Below are 20,289 nucleotides of genomic sequence, written 5' to 3'. Positions count from 1 at the left end.
ATTCTAAACTAAAGAGTTTTGTACATAATGTACTCAAGGGTTTGTTGGGATTTACTTTTAAATAAAATTTCCTTGAAGATTTGCAGCCCATTCGATTGGTATAACTGGATTGCCCGAGAATTACTGGCAAGCACATCTAACCAGAGTGCATTAGAGCCTTTATTTATGGCTATATTTTCAATCAGTTTGAAGGTTAATTTCCCATAACCTTTTCCTGTCGCTGAGGGTAAAAAATAGAGTTTATTTAATAACGTTCCAACGACTTGAGTATCGGGTATTTTTTCTTGATGTGTGAGCTTCACTAACCCTATAGGAAACTCGGATTCAATAACATACCACTCTATGTTTGTCTGGCTAATATCATGGATGATTTTATCAGCACTGTATTCCTGATTTAAGTATTCAAATAACTCATCTTTATTATTCCAGAGCACCGCAAAATGGTGCATATAGCTTTGCATACCAATTTCATGGAGGGTTAATATATCTTGTTTACTGGCTAATTTGAGTGTGATAGGCATTGGTGTCATTGCGCTGTCTCTATGTCTACTAGGTGGATTGATATCCATTAATAAAAATGAGCTTATCAGAGGATTTTTGATACAAAGAATATAATGAAAATATTAGGTAAAAGAAAAGGGCAAAAATGCCCTTGGGGATAAACTGGAGCGATTAAATTGTTTGGCTAATATCTGCATAAGCAAACAAGGCTTGTGCACCGCCAGTATGAACAAACAACACAGGTGTTTTTTCGGCTGAGTTTTCTAAATAGTCAATTAAACCCGCCATAGCTTTTCCAGTATATACAGGGTCCAGTAATATGCCTTCTTGCTGAGCAAGAAGTGCAATCGCTGCAAGACCTTGCTGGTTAGGCATCCCGTACATGGGAGCAAAAAAGCTATCCCATAAAATGACGTCAGGCACTTGATTCAAGGCTAATAGCTGGGCTAATTCATTCTGTAGCTTTTCAACTTTAGGGGCTTGGTCTTGCTGCTTTCTTGAGACTGTCACTCCAATGACTTGGCTTCGAGGTAACAATTCTTTTAATCCAATAGCAAGACCTGCATGTGTGCCAGCACTACCTGAGGCAACGATGACTTTATCAAACTCAATATTTTCTGGTTTCTGCCCAGCAATTTCTACTGCACATTGAATATAACCTAATGCGCCTAAAGCATTAGAGCCACCAACAGGCACAATATAGGCATCACGAAGTGACTGTGATGTAATGAGTTCTTCCATTTGGGCTTGTGGATCAGTTAATTCATCGCACATAACACAGCGCGCACCAAATAAATCCGTCAATAACTTATTACCATTATGCAGGAAATTTGTGTCATTGCTTTGAATTGGATTTTCTAATAAGGCCACACATTCCAAACCATACATAGCAGCAACTGCCGCGGTTTGTCTAACGTGGTTTGATTGAATTGCACCCGCAGTAACAATAATCTTTGCATTTTTTGCTAGTGCATCTGCCATAAGAAATTCAAGCTTACGTAATTTATTCCCACCCATAGCGAGAGGGGTCATGTCATCACGCTTAATATAAATTTCACGGCCAAACCTTTTCGACAAGTTATCAAGACGATGAAGTGGCGTTGAGGTTTTTAATAAATCAACTTTTTCAAATTGGCGTAGTGTTTGTTGAATTGACATCTAAATTTCCGTGTAATTAGTGGGTAAAACCAAGATAAAGGTAAATAGCAAGCACGACACTGGCCGTCACTAATGCATAAGGCATTTGTGTGCGAATATGTTCAATATGCTCACAATCTGTTGCCATCGAAGCCACAATAGCATCTGCAGAAATAGGCGACGTCATATCACCAAATATTGAGCCTGAAATCGCAGCGCCAATCATATACTCTACAGGCATTCCTACAGATAAGCCTAATTGCACACCAATTGGGATCATAATTGCAAATGTTCCCCACGATGTACCTGTTGCTAACGACATAATTGCGCTAATAATAAAAATAAAGCCAATGGAAAAACCAGGTGCCATTACCCCTTGGGTAACTTCAGCAATATAAGCACCTGTATTGAGTTCAGCAGAAACATCGCCCATTAAGAATGCCAAAATCATAATAGAGCTTATTTTTAGCATGTTGGCATAACCAATAAATAACTCTTTAAAAAAACTATCGATATTTAATAGACGACGACCAATGAACCAACAAAATGACACAGTAGTACCAAACATTACTCCCCAGTAAACAGAGGTTGAGCCACTACCTTTACTGAAATCGCCATCACCAGTGATATAAAGAGCGATAGGCACCATTAATACAGTGGATAAAATAGGAATAAAGAAATTTAGCGAAGAGTGAGCATTTGGATGATTGATAATCTCTTCTTCATTGTCTTGAACATTAGATGTTGAAATATTTCCAGCAATAAACGCTTGTTGATACTTGTCTTCCGCTTTTTTCATCGGTCCCCATGAAAAATTCGTGAAGACATAGATTAAAATCGTACCGAGGGATAACCAAGCCATCAGGTTATAACCAATAGAGGTAATTAAAATATCAAAAGGCTCACCTGTAATTAACCCTTGTGAAATTTGTACGCCAATTAATCCCATGATAACGGCTCCCCAGCCATTAATAATGGCGGAAGAACAAACCGAAACGCATGCAGTTTGAATTAGATAAGACATTTTTTCTGGTGCGACGCCATATTGACGTGCCAAATTTTTGGTAGAAGCACCTGCAACTAATTGGTTAATGGAGCTTTCAATAAATATGAGGGAGGTAATCACAATAGCCAGTAATTGTGTTGCTGTACGGTTTTTGATTAACCGAGTTTTATTTGTCAATAATTGAACGAGGGCTCTAACACCCCCAGTAACAACAACCAACCGCATAATTCCACCAATCATCACCATAAAAACAATAGTGCGAGTATTTCCTGCGGATGAAAAGGTGTTAATAATACCATCAACGGTGCCTTTAACACCTAAAAGAACGTTGTGATCATTAATAACCGTAAAACCTACAAGTATTCCTAACATTAGGGAAAGCATTACTTGGCGGGTGAGTATTGCCAATATAATTGTCACAATAGGGGTGATTACTGTCCAAATACCATAGTCGTGCATGTGTTTACCTGTTAATCCTATATAAAAATTTAAATTTTTGACTTTATAATTATCGAAAAATCATAGCATTAATTGGTAAAGGGTAGAATATGTTTGTGCGTTTAGAAATGTGTTGTGACAATAAAAAAGAATAAGGCATTCAGTAAGATGGCCTTATTCTCTTAAACATTACAGTAATGAAAGCCATTCTTGTTTTGTAAGTCGGCTTATTTCTTCAGTTTTTGTTTCGCCAATTAACTTAATAAATTGAGGTGCCAAGGTTTTGTAATATTTAAAACCACATTTTTCTTGTGCAATTTTTGATTGATCATTGCCTTGAAAATAGCCACACCATAGATTATCTAATTTTAGGTCTATGAATCCATGGCGAATAATTTCTTTAATAGATTCAGGTATCAATCCTTTACCCCAAAATGGTACGCCGATCCAATAGCTGACTTCAGCATCATTATCCCCTATAGGGAAATTACTTTCATGGCTTAAAGATAATCCGATTAGGCCAATTGCGCGCTTGTCTTCTTTTAAAGTAACGGCATAAACTTCATCGCGCATGAAAATCTCTTTAATAATCATACGACTTTCTTCAACGCTTTGATGTGCAGGCCAACCAGCAACTGGGCCTATTCTTTCGTCTTTTGCATAAAAATATAGATCTTCAGCATCCGTTTCTTGCCATGGACGTAAAATCAGTCGTTCTGTATAAAGTACCATCTGTTTTCCTCTTAATGATGGAAGTAATTAATGCGTGTATTTTAGGTATTAATGAGTAATATTTAAGAGGTAAAGTTGCCCATTTTAGGTACTTATGACAACCATTGTGGACTGAGGCACTGTTTGCTAAGAGGGACAAACGTGATGTTAAGCATACAAACATGTTTGATTAATATTCCAGAAGCGCTCCGCATTGGCGTGACCAATATGGATAAAATGCAGAAAAAACAATTATCTTCATCATACGTAACAGTTTGCATTTGTTTGCAAGGCTGCGCGATTTTTAATATTAATTTTAGACAGTACCGAGTACAAAAAAATGACCTGATTGTTTTATATGATGATACCTTTGCCATGCTACAAGCAAAATCACGATGTTTTAACCTTGAATATTTGTTAATTGATAAAAAACTTGCCACCTCTATTGCTTATTCGCTGCCTCAACAGTTATTTGCATTTTTTAATGACTATCCTATTATTCAAATCCCTATAGAAAAGCATGAGTTGTTTGATTATTGGAAAAAAATCATGTTTTCAATAGCGATTGAACGTGGAGAATATTGGCAATTACAATTGAAAAACCATTTGCAAAATTTGTTTTTGGAAATCAGTAATGGTGCTAAAACGATTTTAGTTAAACCTGAAAAACGAAATAGACAAGAGCAACTTTGTTGGCGTTTTTGGGGCTTAATCACACGGCATTGTAAACAGCATAAAGAGGTTAAATTTTATGCTGAAAGATTATCGATAACCCCATTTTATTTATCAAAAATTAGCCAAAGCTTTTTTAATGATCCACCAAAGGCGTTGATAGATAGACAAGTTATTTTAGAAATAAAAGCATTACTCGAGATTGGCAAATTATCAATAAAGGAAATAGCAGATGAAGTTAATTTCGAAGATACCTCGTATTTATGTCGTTACTTTAAACGGCATACAGGAATAACGCTGACAGAATTTAAAAAAGGAGTAAGGTTTAAAACGGGGAAAAGCTAGAGAGGCTCTATTTTGGTTGAATATTTCTTTATAAAATCAATAAAACACCGTAGGCGAGGTGATACCGCTTGGTTTCGGTAATAAACGGCATTAATGGGTTGGCGAATAACTACGGTTTCTTTTTCTAAAACTTGCACCAATTGACCACTGGCAAATGCGTCCATGGTTACAAAATCGGCAGAGCATAAAATTCCAGCGCCTTGCATTGCGAGGTGGAATAAGACTTCACCACTTGTCCCTGCAATATTGGGTTTAATTTTAAGTAAATCTTCATTTGCATTTTTTACGGGCCAAATATTCAGTGAGTCGGGTTGAGTAAAGCCCAGTAAACAGTGTTTTTTTAATTCGTTGCTATTTTGTGGCACACCATACTTTGCTAAATAAGCAGGGCTGGCTACTAATCGCTTTTGACTAAAACCTAATAAGGTGGCATTGAGTGATGAGTCTTTTAGTACGCCAATGCGAAAAGCCACATCAATTCGATTTTCTAATAAATTAGTGACACCTTCATAATTATGAATTTCAAGTTCAACTTGTGGGTAACGCTCATGGAATAACGGGATCAGCGGGGCAATTACATGTGTCAAAAAAGGGGTTGAGGCATCAATACGTAGCTTACCGGAAGGGATGGCTTGGCGGACAGATAGCATTTCTTCTGCCTCGTGAGCGAGATCAATAATCTCTCGCGCTTTTTGCAAAAATGCGGTGCCTTCATCACTGAGCTTGATCGAACGTGTTGTTCGGTAAAGTAACGTTGTATCCATTTTTTTTTCAAGCCTAAGTAATGCCCGGCTTACCGTTGAAATGGTCATGTTTAATTGTTCGGCAGCTGAAGTAATAGAACCAGAGTCAACGACACTGATAAAAGCTTGAAGTTCTTCAAAGGTTATTTTCATTATTGCATTTCCAGCAAAAGTTATTTTCACCTTAGCGTCTTTTTCATTGGCTTTCAATATGGAAAAATTCAGCCCATTAATAAATGTTAATAATTTATTTCAATAAGGCTGAAAAAATGAGAATTAACACTGCACTGTTGGCACTAGCAGTAGGCGCTTTTGCTATTGGAGCAACTGAATTTTCCCCAATGGGAATGTTACCTTATATTGCTGATAATATTCAGGTTGATATTCCATCCGTTGGGTCAATAGTTGTTATTTATGCCCTTGGTGTGATGATAGGTGCTCCAATCATGACATTATTACTGGTGAAGAGAAAACCGAAAGTGGCATTGGTATTCTTAATGTCTATTTTTACGGTAGGAAATTTACTTTCAGCAATGTCTCCCGATTTGGTGACCTTATCAATTTCACGTTTTATTACTAGCTTAAACCATGGTGCATTTTTTGGGTTAGGGGCCATTGTGGCCGCGAGTGTTGTTCCACCGAGTAAGCAAGCTAGTGCAATTGCAGCCATGTTTATGGGATTAACTATTGCCAATATTGGTGGTGTTCCGCTCATGACCAAATTAACCCAAGTCGTGGGATGGCGGGAGGCATTTTATTTAATCGCCGCACTTGGATTATTAACCATTGCGAGTTTAATTTGGGCTTTACCCAACAACCTTCAAGGACGAGACGTTAACGTTAAAAACGAATTACGTATTTTACGACGACCACAAGTGATGTTAGGCATGTTATCGACAGTATTAGGAGCAAGTGCAATGTTTACCCTATATACTTATATTACTCCGATGCTGATGGATTTCATCGATGCTTCCGATCAAATGATTACCATCATGTTAGTGATTATCGGTGCGGGTTTTACAATGGGTAACTATTTAGGTGGTTTATTTGCAGATAAATCATTATTCGGCACGCTGATCATCTTTTTCTTAATGTTAGCGTTAAGTATGGCAATATTCCCATTCATAGCGACTAATGCTGTTGGTGCAGGGTTAGGTTTATTGTTCTGGAGTATTTTTAGTTTTGGTATTGTCCCACCAATACAAATTTTAGTGATGAATGCAGCTACAGGTGCACAGGCGTTAGCTTCCTCCGTTAATATTGGTGCATTTAACTTAGGTAATGCGATTGGTGCAGCGATTGGTGGGGCGGTATTATCCTATGGCTATAGTTATTCAATGATTAGTTTTATGGGTACTTTCGTTGCTGTTTTAGGTATTGTTGTCATTCTTGTTATTTTTCGCAAAAAATCTGATACGAAAGTTGAGACTGAGATTGTTTGTGGCTAATCGAAAAGCAATAAACGGAAAGTCGAAATATAAGGTCTTTCTTTAATGTAGAAGAAAATCTTCAACAAATAAGAAAGGCCAAACATGAATTCAGATAAAATTTTTAGCAAAGTTGCCTATTCAAATTTATTTGCTCAAATGTCAGAGCAAATTGCTTTAGCGGTAACACCTCTTGTTGCTGTACTGATACTAAACGCCTCTGCCAGTGACACAGCTTGGCTACAAATGTTGCAGACATTGCCTTTTCTTATTGTGTCACCATTTATTGGTATTGTTGCCGATCGACATAGTGCTCGCAACCTAATGATATGCTCTGAAGCGATACGTATTGCCGTTTTAGGAATGATTTTTGCGTTATTATTTTCAAAGCTGCTTTCATTCGCATTATTAATTTTGTTTGGATTTATTGGCGCTGTTGGTACGGTAATCTACAGTGTTGCTACTTCAGCCTATATTCCAGCCGTGATCCCTAAAGACCACCTAATTAATGCGAATCGATGGATTGAACTTGCTCGAAGTTTATCTTATACGGCGGGACCTGCGCTAGGTGGTGTACTGGTTGGTTATATTGGTGCGTCATCTGCCTACAGTTTCGCCATTATTTTATCGGTGATTGCTTTAATTTTAATTTTTCAATTGCCCAAAGAGCACAAGAAAACGCTAGTTTCAACATCACTATTAAAACAATTAAAAGAAGGTGCTGACTATATTTTCCATAATCCGTATTTAAAGCCTATTTTATTGACGGCATTATTTTTTAATACAGCCTGGTTTATTATTCAGGGAGTTTTTACGGCATATGCAGTGACAGTATTACAACTTTCAGCACAGCAAATTGGTATTGCGATTTCAGTTTACGGAATAGGAATGATTGTTGGCGCACTTGGTCTACGCCACTTATCTTTGCAGTTTAGCTATGGGACTTTGGTAATATTTGGGCCTGTTTGTGGTTTATTCGGTGCGACAACCTTGCTATTTACTGTCTGGAATTCATCATTTTACTTAGTTTGCTTTGCTTATTTTTTATTTGGTGCTGGACCAATTATTTGGACGATATCCACAGTTTCATTACGCCAGTCGGTGACCCCCAATTTGCTGATTGGGCGCGTTTCTGCATTGATGTTAACGACTTCATTTGGTGCTAGGCCATTGGGGTCAGCCATAGCCGCAATTATTGCTACATTATCGGGTGTAGAATATTGTTTATGGGCAGCTGTTTTTTTCTTTGCTATCCAATTAGGGATTATTAGTCAGTCACCTGTTCGGGCATTAAAAGCCATGCCTGCAATAAGCAGCTGATGTCATAATTAAAAAGCAAGCTGCGGAGATTCTTTATGTGGCTTATCCGTCATAATGACGTTATTAAATTAGGAAAGGACATTATCATGACGATTAAAAACATATGGAAAACACCAGAACAGCGCTGGCAAGCAGTTGTTGAAAGAAATAAAACAGCGGATGGCCATTTTGTTTATGGTGTAAAAACGTCACTTATTTACAACCATCCATCTGCGGCTGGGCGCTTGCCTAAACGAGAAAATATTGAATTTTTTGATAATGAAGCCCAAGCGATTGCACAAGGTTATCGCCAAGGAAAACGACATCGTACAGAGGCAACGCAATTAACACAATTTTATAAACAGAAAATAGAAAAAGCTTGCCGTTATATTGAGCAAAATAGCCAGTCGTTAACGCTGGCCGAATTGGCAGATTATGTCGGGATCAGTCGTTACCATTTTCATCGATTATTTAAATCACAAACGGGGTTAACGCCAAAAGCTTATGCGGACGCTTTTCGGCATAAAAAATTGCAGGCTCAACTGCAAGAACAAGAGCGTATTACTGATGCAATTTATGATGCAGGGTATCAATCAAATAGCCGTTTTTATGAAACATCAACACAGCGATTAGGCATGACGCCACGAGCTTGGAAATCAGGTGGAAATGGTAGCAAAATTTATTTTGCACTTGCTTTATGTTCATTAGGAACAGTATTGGTTGCACAAAGTCTGATCGGCGTATGTGCAATTTTACTTGGGGACGATCCTGAAAAGTTACTTAATGATTTACAAGATAAATTTCCAAATGCTGAATTAATCGGTGGTGATATCAACTTCGAACAAGTTATTGCTGACGTTGTTGGTTTTATTGAAGCACCAGAGATTGGTTTTAATTTGCCGCTTGATATTCAAGGAACTGTATTCCAACAGCGTGTATGGCAAGCCTTGCGTGATATTCCTGTTGGAAAAACGGTTAGCTACAGTGATATAGCAAAAAAAATAGGGAACCCTAAAGCGGTTAGAGCAGTCGCGAGTGCATGTGGGGCAAATATGCTAGCGGTGGCTATTCCTTGCCACCGAGTGGTGAGAAATAATGGCGAACTATCAGGTTATCGCTGGGGTATCGATCGTAAACAGGCCTTATTATTAAAAGAGGCACAAGGTAGTTTAACCAGAATCAGCGAGTAACTCGATTAAAGTGCAAAGTTAATAATCGAGTTTATTAAGGAGCACCTTAATAAATTATTCATAATCGATATTAATATTTTCTTATTCTCTCATTTAGTTGTTCATAACAGAGATAAATATAATCTTTATTTATTAAAATGTGAGGTCCCCATTTTATATCCTTTAAAAATCAATTTGATAACAAGATTTTTACATGGGGGATGGCTGATTTATATTTTTTGCCCTTTATATTTTTCATATCTTTTCTTTTTGATAAACATATTTAGTTTTTTAAATAACCATAATATTGGCTGTAATAAGATAAACTTTTGGTATGGTTTACCCCTTACGTTTTTTTCATATTCCATAAGTAATCCTAATGTTCTGCTCATTTTTATTAAGAATTACATGGAGGAAAAATATAAAAAAGTGACAGATATGATTTTTTGCAAAATACAGATCAAAAGCACTAATTTTTGTATTACATTATTAATACGGGGAAAATGAAAAGGGTTTTGCTGTGTTACTGTACAAACAAATTGCACAAATGTTGCAAGAAAAAATTAAGCGCGGAGAGTTTCTTAGTGGTGAAAAGCTGCCATCAGTGAGGGACATTGGGAGAGCTCATGATGTCAGTATTACCACGGCGCAACTTGCTTATCGTGAACTTGAAAGGCTGCAGCTCATTTATGCGGTACCTAAATCTGGGTACTTTGTGATCCCCGAAAAAACGGAATCTTTATTACCGAAAGTCGCGAATTATATTCAAAAACCTGTTCAGATCGCACAATGGAATCCGACCATGGATTTTTTACGTGTTGCTGAACGAGAAGGTGTAACATCTTTGTCTTGTGCCGTGCCAAATATTGAAGATAAAAGTTTAGATCCATTGTGGCAAGAAATGACAATGGTAACACGTAGAAAGCAATCACTGACACTTGAATATGATAATTTACAAGGGCTTGCTGCATTAAGAGAACAAATTTATTTAATTTCAGATGATCGCCACCTTTTTACGCCTGATGATGTTGTCACGACAACAAGTGGCCATCAATCGTTATCTATTGCCTTGCAAGCTTGCACACAAGGGAATGATGTTGTTGCAGTCGAGTCGCCAACTTTTCCAGGGCTATTACAGACATTGTATGGTTTAGGAAGAAAAATAATTGAAATTCCTATTGATCCTGAAACAGGTATAAACCTTGAAAGGCTAGAAGAGGCTTTTGAGTGTTGGAATGTGAAAGCAGTGGTGGTGACACCAACGTGTAATAACCCGATGGGTTGTATTATGCCTGATAGTAACAAGCGGCGTTTACTCGAAATTGTTGAAAAATATCAAGGAACCGTCATTGAAAATGATTGTTTAGCGAGTTTGGCGTATCAATACCCACGGCCGTCAACGATTCAATCACTGGATCGAAATGGGCATGTAATTTTATGCAGTTCATTTTCGAAAACGGTTGCTCCAGGAACACGTACTGGTTGGATAATTCCAGGTAAATATAAAGAAAAAGTTTTGCATTTAAAATACTTATCCCATTGTTCTGGTGAAATTTTTATGCAACAAGTGATGGCTAATTTCCTAAAGGAAGGGCATTATTTTTTGCATTTACGCCGAATGCGTCAACATTATAGTGAGCTTCAGTGCCAATATAAGGAATTAGTGGAAACACATTTCCCTGCAAATACCCGAATATCGAGGCCACAAGGCGGTTTTTCACTTTGGGTGGAACATTTACCCGTAGATAACCGTAAATTACGGGATATTTTGCATCGCAATAAAGTCACAGTATTAACAGGAGAACATTTTTCTACAGGTGACTGCTTTTCTAACCATTTGAGGGTGAATTATGCGCTACCTTTGATCGCGAGGAGGCGAAATGCGATTAAAATTTTGGGTGAGGCATTAAAGGTCACAAGTGTATAATTTGGTGCTCCCCCCTATGACTTAAACTTATGTAAGATAGGGGGGTAATAAACGATTAATCAGCTAGCAATTTGTGTTTTACGGTTTTTAGTGATTAACATATAAATCAGATATAAAAGCGTAAAACCAGCTGTATACCCTGTAAAGGCCATCCAGAAAGTTTTCCAGTCGACAACGCCATTAATGGTATTGAGCTCAATAACCCAGCCACATAATACCGCCCCTAAGAATGTACCAAACCCATTAACGAGTGTGGTGAAAACACCCTGAGCAGTGGAGCGAAATTCTGGGGCAATTTCTTTTTCCAAAAATAATGCGCCAGCGATATTAAAGAAATCAAATGCACAACCATATACAATCATAGATAAGAAGAGGGCCAGTGTGCCTATTGCCGTGAAATCACCATAAGCAAATAAACCTAATCGTAAAATCCATGCAATCATGCTAAGAAGTAAGATAGTTTCGATTTTGAATCTTTTTAATAAAATAGGCAGCAATAAGATAAAAATAATTTCAGAAAATTGTGAAATAGACAAGAAGATAGTGGGGTATTCAGAGAAAATAGAGCCTCTGGCTTCGGGGGCTAATGCCATATCCTGTAAAAATGGAACACCAAATGTGTTGGTTATTTGTAATACAGAGCCTAATAGCATGGCAAAGAATAAAAAAACTGCCACTCTTCCTTTTTTAAAAAGCAAGATAATATTATGACAACTAAAGTTAGATGTCTCAGCTTTTTTAGTATTGATACTATTAGTAGTAATGAAAAATATAGAAAATAGACCTAGAGCAACTGAGGCGGCAGCCCCTACATATAACTGGTAATAACTCATTTCTAGTTTTAATAAACTAATTGTCCACATTGCGACAATAAATCCGACAGTTCCATAAACTCTGATTTTTGGAAAATGAATCTCTGAATCTAATTTTCGTGTACCTAACATTTCAAACACAATACTATTACAAATTGAAATGGTTGGCATGTAAAACATTAAATGAATTAATGTAGCAATAAATAAAAGAGTGATTGTATCACTATGCGCCATGACGATTAAAAAAATTGCAGAAAGAAAATGAGTAGAAACATAAACTAACTTTCTATTATTAATTTTATCGGCAATAAACCCGATGATAATGGGTGAACATAACGCAGATATTCCTAATGTACTGAATATTAATCCTATTTCACCGCCCTTTAAATGAAGTGTATTAAAAAGGTATGAGGCAAACGTGACAAGCCATGAGCCCCAGATAAAGAATTGCAAGAAAGAAACTATTTTTAATCGAGTTGTAATACTCATGCCTGCACACCTTGATTTAACCTAAACATATTTAAATGCAATTGTTAATTTAACTGATTGATGTCATTTTTTTCATAATCAACAATAGATGCGTTTATCTGATTATTGTTTTTGCATTATAAGATAGTGTATTGCTCAGTTTATTGATGTAAAGATGGCTATTTATGAATTAGTTAGGCAGATGGTCGATTTTTAATCGCTATTAATACTTAACTTGTTACATCTAAGTCGTACAATTGTGTCTGTGAACGAAAGATAAAATATAGAATCTATTAAGAATAGTTTATTAATGCTCAATGTTTTAATCTGCTATTGCAATAAAATCAATTTTAGTGTTTAATCAGTAAACATTTCTATTACTTTCTCCCCTCTGTTTTCCTTGGTTTCTTTTATTCCCCCAGATATTCAATTTCAGTGTTACACCTCTTACCTATTAAAATATTTTTCATTCATCGAATCATCATCTAATAATCCCACAATGGCTCTTTTCTGAAGCCTAACTTATTTTTTAACTTAAAATCTTAAAAGAGTATGCTATGACTTCACATCGTTGTTTACTATTTGTATTAGCAATATCGGTATACCTTGTTGGTGCAACTGAATTTATGCTTTCCGCAATAATGTTTCCATTAGCGAATGCTTTTAATGTACAAGCATTACAGATTTCATGGTTAATATCCGCTTATGCATTCTCATATGCGCTAGCTGCGCCTGTTGTCGGGTTCTTTTCGGATAAAATGGATAAGCGCAAAATGTTACTCGTTGCGATGTTATTTATCTCAATTGATAGTATTGCAATAACGTTTGCTCCTAATCTCTTGATAGCTCTTATTTTACGTTTTTTTGGTGGCGTTGCTTCCGCTGCCTTAGTGCCGATTACGTTTGCTTTTATTTCTGATGTCATCGATGAAAACAAACAGGCCATTGCAATGGGATATGTCATGCTGGGAATGACGCTTGGTATTATTACAGGGCCAATTCTTGCAGGGGTAATGACACAGTATTTTTCATGGAGAATGCCATTTATATTTATGGCAGTCGGAGGGCTTTTGGTGTTGTTTATTTCCATTAAGGTTTTGCCGTCTGTTGCTTCGTCAACGGTAAAACAAGGCTCATTCAATATTTTTAAGCAGGGAATGATCAGTAAATTTATTATTGCTAAAGGAATTTGGAATGGTATTACTGTTTGCCTATTTCTACTGGCAGGTGAAATATTACGAATCAGGTATCAATTTAACAGTGCGATGACTGGTAGTTTAATGGGATTATTTGGAATTGGTTTAATAATAGGTAATAGTATTGTTGCAAAAGTCGTTTCATACAAGGTTTCCGAACTATCACTGGTGCTAGCAATAATTAGACTTTTATTCATGATTATTCTTCTCTTTATTAGTGATTGGTTAACATTAATAGGTGATTGTTTTTGTTTGTTTGGATTTGGCGTACTATTAGGTTTAATTTCACCTATCAGCACTTCATTACTTGCCAGACTAAATGTGAAAAATAAAGGTTTGGTATTATCAATTTCAGAAAGCTTTAATAATATTGTGTTGTTATTGGCTATCCCACTTTTTTCTTGGTTGATTTCTGAAGGCCGTGTTTTAACGTCTACCATATTGATTAGTCTATTATTTAGTATAGTAATATTTTTTATTACAAGAGTAAAAGTAGCAATGAGATAGCAGTATCCTTGCTGATAAGCAGCAAGGATACTGATTAGGCTACATGATCCAACTGGTTTTGCCGCAATCTCATTCCATTTAACATGGATAGCCAAGCTAAAAAAGTAATTATCATCAAGATAATAAAGATAAAATAAGCGGGTAATTCAGTTAAAATTACGCCAGTCATCATTGGGTTAAAAGCACCACCTAATAAACCTAACGATTGAGCTGAAAAATAACTTGCTTTCATACCTTCAGGGGCAATGCTATCAATCAACATGTATTCACCTGGAGCATAAATCAGTTCTCCTAAAGTGAAAAGAAAAGCACCAATAGCCCAAATATAGAGATTTTCTGCTGCAAACATGAAAGTGGCTAAACCCAGTAAGAAAAATAAACTTCCTAACGTCATTAACTTTTTCAAATTGTCTGGGGTGATCCGTTTTCCGACAGTGTATTGCAACGTTACCACAACGACCGCATTCACAGGGAGTATGACGCCGATAACGACTTGTGCAAAATCGCTATTTGCTACCGTAATAACATATTGAGAAATCCAAGTGGTAAACGTCCCAAAAACTAATGACCCTAAGAATGTTGATAAAATAAACCAAGCAAGTACACGGTCATGTAGCATTACAGCTGGGTTCCATGGTCGTTTACTGCCATCCTGATGCTGTGCAGGTTTTATACTTTGAACAAATCGCTGAATGAAAAATATCGGAAAGGCTGCCGAGATAGCGGCCAAATAAAATGGCAAATTGATACTGTACATTAACAGCCAAGTTCCAATAGGCGGACCGATCGTCCATCCGATATTGATAAAAGTATAATTTAAGGAAAAGACTTTAGCTTTTAACGATAAGGTCAGAGTATCTGCAAAATAAGCTTTAAGAACAGTAGAAAAAACAGAATAAGAACAATTGATCAAGGAGAAAAATATGATCACTAAAATGGCATTATTGGAGAGGGGAATAGCAATGAATCCGCCAATAAATGCAACTACAGCAAGTAGCATACACCGTTTTTTGTCAACCCTATCGGCGAGCATACCAAAAGCCATGCTAAATAGCACACCAACAACCATCGCCAATGACATAGCTACCCCAACAGTATCAATTGCCATTTGATACTCTCGGGTTAGGTAAATGGCCATAAATGGTAGTGTTGCCCCACGGCCAATGGTCAGAAGTAAAGACGATGCAAGTAACGCACTGTTAGATATACTGAATTTCGCTGACATAACACACGACCTAGGATTTTTATTATTGTTAACTGTTTGTTTCAACTAAAAGATATTGTAATAAAATACATAAAATCAGTGCGATGAGAAACGGACAATAATGCGCTAAATAGAAAACAATATTTTGAGGAGATCAATCTGCCATTATCGATTAAATATATTGTAATATGAAATCAGTTAAACCGTATTAAACGTTATATGCTGAGAATAAATCGCACTAAAGTCGGGGAATAATTTAGGTAGGCTCTTCTTGTTTTTAAATAGAAAGATGTATAACTACACCTCTCTATTTAATCAACGGGCATTAAACTTACAGTGCCGCAGTATAGACACGACGACTTACATCAAGGGTGATGTCTTGGTGCTCGCCTAATTCAACCATATTATGTGCTTCTAAACTTTTTACTAGGGGCTCAATAACATCGGATGAAAGCTGATAATCACTAAAATGTGTGCCTACATTCATGGCTTCGAAAAACTGACGGGTTAACTCAATCGATTTTAATGCTTTCTCTTGGTCGTTCCCGTTTGTGATCCCCCACACTCGTTCAGCGTATTGTGCCAATTTTGTTTGTTTTTGTGGCAATTTCTCAAGCAACATTGATGGCAGCACGATTGCGAGTGTTTGTGCGTGATCTAAACCATAAAGCACAGTAATTTCATGGCCTAACATGTGAGTAGACCAATCTTGTGGAACACCGACACCAATTAAGCCATTGAGTGCTAACGTCGCTGTCCACATTAAATTTGCACGGATGTCATAATCTCTTGGGGTTTCGAGCGCTTTAGGGCCAATGTCTATGAGCGTTCTCAATAAACCTTCTGCGAAAGAATCTTGAACATAGGCATTCACAGGATAGGTTAAATACTGTTCAATAACATGAACGAATGCATCAACTACACCATTACTAATTTGGCGAGGTGGGAGTGTGTAGGTTTTCACTGGGTCAAGAATTGAAAACTGTGGAAAAACCTTATCACTCATAAAGGCTAACTTAGACTGTAATTCTTCACGTGTAATTACGGAGCCTTTATTCATTTCTGAGCCAGTTGCGGGGAGGGTTAATACAGTCCCAAAGGGTAATGCAGTTTGAATTGTTGTACCGCCCTTTGTAACAACTTCCCATTTGTCACCAGGATAGTTAACTGCCGCAGCAACAAATTTTACGCCATCAATCACTGAGCCGCCGCCAACAGCGAGTAAAAAATCAAAGCCTTCCTTTTCTATTTTATCAACCGCTTTGATGAGAGTTTCATAGCGCGGATTAGCTTCTATCCCACCAAAAAGTGAAAAATGTCTTGAACCTAAAGCGCGTTCAACCTCATCTAATGTGCCCGTTTTACGTGCGCTTTCACCGCCAAATAAAATGAGAACTTTTGCACTTTCAGGGATCAATCTGCCTAATTCACTTATCTTTCCATCCCCAAAAACGATGCGTGTCGGGTTATAAAACTCAAAGTTATTCATATATAAGCCTTAATAGAAAAATTTCTTGGTTAAACGGCAAAAAAGTTACCGTACTTGATAGATTAACAAGAAATAGTATAACTTCTAATAATATTAGAGTTTATCAATTTGATGGCTTTGGTATATTATTTTTTAGTTAAGTAATTACATTGTTATAATATTTACTCCTGAAAGTAAAGAAAAGGCACATTAGTAAATTATTGTTTGCTATCTTTAAGATTCCACAACTAAATAAAAGGAATTAAGATGAAAGTATTAGCAGGGGAGTAATTAGAGGAAACGTTAAATATAGACTCATGGGTTAACCTAATGGACGAGGTTAATCAATTAAAAGCAATAACTATAGGTAGAATATAAGAAAATAATGGTTCTCAATATGAATATAATGTTTTGTACGCCAAGCAAAGTTAAATAAACTTATTAGGTGGTGATGACGTATTGATAAGCAATGGCGCTAATGGATTATTAGTGGATGAAAAGAGAGAGAATGTATTTATTATCAACGGTGACTTACTAGGTTGGAATTCGATTTATAGTTTGGGTGGGGAAAATACGATTTATCTCGTGAATTTTAAGCATACGTTATCAGAGAAGCACCAGATCATATCAGCAACACAACACGTTATCACTACGAGTCAGAAAAAGGGCGAACAATAAAAATATTTCAATGCCTGAATACACAAGCGCCCAAAATTGTTCATCAACAATGGGACAATGATAGTTGGTCAGATAACGTATTGCAAAAATTAGAGTATTTAGTGAGCACACTCGCTTCTATCCGTATGCAAGATGAGACACTCAGTACCACGAGTGGTGATTTAAATAATACTTTAGCGACGTGGGAACCCGTAAAACTAGTCAAAAATCATCTGATTTAGACCATAATATTTTAAATTAATTAGTATTTTGGGTATTTAAGCAAGTTTTTTGGCTTGAATCATCTTTGGAGACAGTAAGTTGCAGTAAACTTACTGTCTGTTTAATGCTAACATTTTCCTATGAATTTAATGTATGCATTTTTTAAGATAATTTTTTGCCATGTAAGGGGGGCCAAGTGATAAAACGTTTTATGAATCTAGAGCTTCCTCCTGAACCCATAATTAATAGCAATTGCGTGAGAAAACGCCTCAAAAATAGCATTTGTGATAACTGTTCTACCAGCTGTCCAGTGAATGCTATCTCGTTTAGTCACATGGATGCGAAAATTGATAATGATCTTTGTTTCCAGTGTGGTAACTGTCTTTTCTCCTGTCCTGTTGATGCTATTGAAAATATTTCGCCTCACGAACGTACATATCAACAGGATTATTTAGTAGTTAACTATGATGAGCCTGTCGCAATGACGGAAGAACTGATTGTTTGGCATAAACAATTTCAAATTCGGGGTATTCAAATAGCGGAACCCTTGGTTGATAAATGGTTACCAACGATAGCGGCTCTCAATCTTAAGTTAAAAACATTACAAGAGCCTATTTGGCAGCTACGTATTGAGCAACCTCTTGCAGTAGATAGTGGGCGCCGGATGATGCTCTTTCGTCAAAAGTTAGACCAGAAACCCCTGAGTAAAGGGCAGGTGAAAACAGGGCTTAATGCACGGAAACAATTTTATCCAGAAGATAGCTGGTTCAAGATAGAACTTGAAAACGAAAGCTGTATTTTATGTGGGGCGTGCGCGAAAGTATGTGATGAAAACGCGATACAAATTGGCGATAACCAATTCATTTTAGATGAAAAGCGTTGCACAGGCTGTATGAGTTGCCAAGTGGTATGTTTTCCAAAATCGATTCAAGTTTATGAGCACACAGCTAAGCATAGCGAGCCTACCGTATTTCATTACTATGATGCCAAATGTCATACTTGCCATTTACCCTTTTTTTCGTGGGAAGAGGATGTGCAAACTTGCCCAATATGCTCGCAGCATAAAAAGCAGGGGTGGTTATAGAAAAGGTGCTATCAAAGAGCACCTTTTTTAGTTAATTTGCTGAATCTAAATGCTCAACTACTAGTTTTGCAATCTGTGGGTTAATGGCTGGGGGTGTCTCATGGCCCATACCTTCAATAATGGCGATTTTTGCGTTCGAAATGTTATCTGCGATATCTTGACCCGCTTCAACGGGGAATAACGGGTCAATTGAGCCGTGAATAACTAACGTAGGAACATTAATGTGGCTCAGATGTGGACGCATATCACCAGTCACCGCGACAGCAACAATTTGGCGTTTAGTACCTTCAGGTGAATAGTTTCGAGCAAGGGCTTGTTGTACATAATCGCGGTAATATTCCTCATCAAATGGGCAACAACTTGAGCTAATACGGCGATAAAAGGCAAGTTGCCCAGCCAGATAAGCCTCAAAATCTTCTTTGGGGTTTGCGCCTGAACTCATCAACATTTGCATCACATCAGGGGCACTTTGCGGTAAGTTGGGGTTCCCTGTTGAAGACATGATCGGGGACAAAGTGATTGTGCGTTCAGGGTATTTCGCCGCAAATAATTGAGCGATCATTCCGCCCATTGAACGACCAATTATATGCGTTTTATCAATTGATAAGCTATCTAATAAATGCACAATATCGTCCACCATATCGAATAACGTATATGCGATATCGAATGGTTGTCCTGTTTGCATTTTTTGAATCAATTCCCCTAGATTGATTTGAGGGAAATTATCCATATGAGGAGATAAACCCGCATCACGGTTATCAATTCGGATAATATAAAAACCTGCGCTAGCGATTTGTTGGCAAAAATCTGTTGTCCAACTAATGTTGTGGCCGCCTAGACCTGGCACGAGTACAACGGCAGGGTTCTCAGGAGCGCCAAATGCATCATGAAAAAGTGAAATAGGCTGTTTGGTTGTCATTTTTTTTTCCACTGAATTGAATGTTGTGCTATTTATGCCGCCATAGTGTAGCAAATACGAGCCCCAAAAATGGATAAAGGTTGCTAAGAAAGCGAATGTAGCAGCATTGCTGTAATTTTGCAGAAAATAACACAGTTTATTATCTAACAGATATAAATCGGCTAAATATTAGCACGATAAGTGAAAAAAACAGTAAAAACAATGCAGTAAGTATGTTTGTATTTAATGAGTAGGTGGAAACAATAAGGCTACCTAATGCTGACCCAAAAGCAATTCCTCCATTGAAGAATGCGATATACAAGGCGCTCGTAATCTCAATTCGCGAAATGCTATATCCGATCATCCAATTCATTAAGGATACAGAGACTCCACAGTAT

At 37.1% G+C, this 20,289-nt stretch carries 16 protein-coding genes; 7 read left to right on the top strand and 9 right to left on the bottom strand.

The window, feature by feature from the left end:
* Window positions 1-8: 8 nt before the first annotated feature.
* The 4 genes from PR808_RS00395 to PR808_RS00380 all read right to left on the bottom strand — a co-directional run bounded on the left by PR808_RS00395 (window position 9) and on the right by PR808_RS00380 (window position 3,814).
* Window positions 9-530: a GNAT family N-acetyltransferase gene (locus PR808_RS00395; protein ID WP_272538434.1), complete on the bottom strand. Its 522-nt coding sequence runs from the start codon at window positions 528-530 to the stop codon at window positions 9-11.
* Window positions 531-672: 142 nt separating this feature from the next.
* Entirely contained in the window at window positions 673-1,659 is a 987-nt protein-coding gene (locus PR808_RS00390) for a D-cysteine desulfhydrase (RefSeq protein ID WP_206084348.1), read from the bottom strand.
* A gap of 16 nt (window positions 1,660-1,675) precedes the next feature.
* Window positions 1,676-3,103: a Na+/H+ antiporter NhaC family protein gene (locus PR808_RS00385; RefSeq protein ID WP_206084355.1), complete on the bottom strand. Its 1,428-nt coding sequence runs from the start codon at window positions 3,101-3,103 to the stop codon at window positions 1,676-1,678.
* Window positions 3,104-3,271: 168 nt separating this feature from the next.
* Window positions 3,272-3,814, bottom strand: a complete 543-nt coding sequence (locus PR808_RS00380) for a GNAT family N-acetyltransferase (protein WP_272538433.1) — start codon at window positions 3,812-3,814, stop codon at window positions 3,272-3,274.
* A gap of 144 nt (window positions 3,815-3,958) precedes the next feature.
* Between PR808_RS00380 and PR808_RS00375 the strand changes: the two genes are divergently transcribed.
* Window positions 3,959-4,810 (top strand): helix-turn-helix domain-containing protein, encoded by an 852-nt coding sequence (locus PR808_RS00375; RefSeq protein ID WP_206084359.1) that lies wholly within the window; start codon window positions 3,959-3,961, stop codon window positions 4,808-4,810.
* Here the strand turns inward: PR808_RS00375 and PR808_RS00370 are convergent.
* Window positions 4,807-5,706: a LysR family transcriptional regulator gene (locus tag PR808_RS00370; protein WP_272538432.1), complete on the bottom strand. Its 900-nt coding sequence runs from the start codon at window positions 5,704-5,706 to the stop codon at window positions 4,807-4,809. The genes PR808_RS00375 and PR808_RS00370 overlap by 4 nt on opposite strands.
* Before the next feature lie 116 nt (window positions 5,707-5,822).
* On the opposite strand from PR808_RS00370, the gene PR808_RS00365 reads away from it, so the two are divergent.
* The 4 genes from PR808_RS00365 to PR808_RS00350 all read left to right on the top strand — a co-directional run bounded on the left by PR808_RS00365 (window position 5,823) and on the right by PR808_RS00350 (window position 11,375).
* Window positions 5,823-7,001, top strand: a complete 1,179-nt coding sequence (locus tag PR808_RS00365; RefSeq protein WP_206084363.1) for an MFS transporter — start codon at window positions 5,823-5,825, stop codon at window positions 6,999-7,001.
* An 84-nt stretch (window positions 7,002-7,085) separates the two neighbouring features.
* Window positions 7,086-8,300 carry an MFS transporter gene (locus tag PR808_RS00360; protein ID WP_272538431.1) on the top strand — a complete coding sequence of 405 codons (1,215 nt, stop codon included), beginning with the start codon at window positions 7,086-7,088 and terminating at the stop codon, window positions 8,298-8,300.
* Window positions 8,301-8,386: 86 nt separating this feature from the next.
* Complete coding sequence (gene ada / locus PR808_RS00355) at window positions 8,387-9,469, top strand: bifunctional DNA-binding transcriptional regulator/O6-methylguanine-DNA methyltransferase Ada (protein WP_272538430.1); 1,083 nt, start codon at window positions 8,387-8,389, stop codon at window positions 9,467-9,469.
* A gap of 499 nt (window positions 9,470-9,968) precedes the next feature.
* The gene (locus PR808_RS00350; RefSeq protein WP_206084369.1) at window positions 9,969-11,375 is read left to right on the top strand and encodes an aminotransferase-like domain-containing protein; all 1,407 of its coding nucleotides are present in this window, start codon (window positions 9,969-9,971) and stop codon (window positions 11,373-11,375) included.
* 59 nt (window positions 11,376-11,434) lie between these two features.
* Here the strand turns inward: PR808_RS00350 and PR808_RS00345 are convergent, their stop codons facing one another.
* Window positions 11,435-12,676, bottom strand: coding sequence for an MFS transporter (locus PR808_RS00345; RefSeq protein ID WP_206084371.1), 1,242 nt, complete (start codon window positions 12,674-12,676; stop codon window positions 11,435-11,437).
* 536 nt (window positions 12,677-13,212) lie between these two features.
* On the opposite strand from PR808_RS00345, the gene PR808_RS00340 reads away from it, so the two are divergent.
* On the top strand, window positions 13,213-14,358 hold the full coding sequence (locus PR808_RS00340; protein WP_272538429.1) for an MFS transporter: 1,146 nt from the start codon (window positions 13,213-13,215) through the stop codon (window positions 14,356-14,358).
* 34 nt (window positions 14,359-14,392) lie between these two features.
* On the opposite strand, the gene ydeE is transcribed toward PR808_RS00340, so the two are convergent.
* Window positions 14,393-15,583 carry an efflux MFS transporter YdeE gene (gene ydeE / locus PR808_RS00335; protein WP_272538428.1) on the bottom strand — a complete coding sequence of 397 codons (1,191 nt, stop codon included), beginning with the start codon at window positions 15,581-15,583 and terminating at the stop codon, window positions 14,393-14,395.
* Window positions 15,584-15,893: 310 nt separating this feature from the next.
* Window positions 15,894-17,051 carry an iron-containing alcohol dehydrogenase gene (locus PR808_RS00330; protein ID WP_206086002.1) on the bottom strand — a complete coding sequence of 386 codons (1,158 nt, stop codon included), beginning with the start codon at window positions 17,049-17,051 and terminating at the stop codon, window positions 15,894-15,896.
* Between the two features lie 1,069 nt (window positions 17,052-18,120).
* Between PR808_RS00330 and PR808_RS00325 the strand changes: the two genes are divergently transcribed.
* A complete protein-coding gene (locus PR808_RS00325) occupies window positions 18,121-18,993 on the top strand; it encodes an ATP-binding protein (RefSeq protein WP_306803690.1) in 873 nt (290 codons plus the stop codon).
* 31 nt (window positions 18,994-19,024) lie between these two features.
* On the opposite strand, the gene PR808_RS00320 is transcribed toward PR808_RS00325, so the two are convergent.
* A complete protein-coding gene (locus PR808_RS00320) occupies window positions 19,025-19,912 on the bottom strand; it encodes an alpha/beta fold hydrolase (RefSeq protein WP_272538427.1) in 888 nt (295 codons plus the stop codon).
* Window positions 19,913-20,289: the final 377 nt, after the last annotated feature.

Source organism: Providencia sp. PROV197 (assembly GCF_028479625.1).
Lineage (GTDB): Bacteria > Pseudomonadota > Gammaproteobacteria > Enterobacterales > Enterobacteriaceae > Providencia > Providencia vermicola.
Note: the sequence above shows the minus strand (reverse complement) of the source record. Positions and strands in the feature narration are given on the sequence as shown.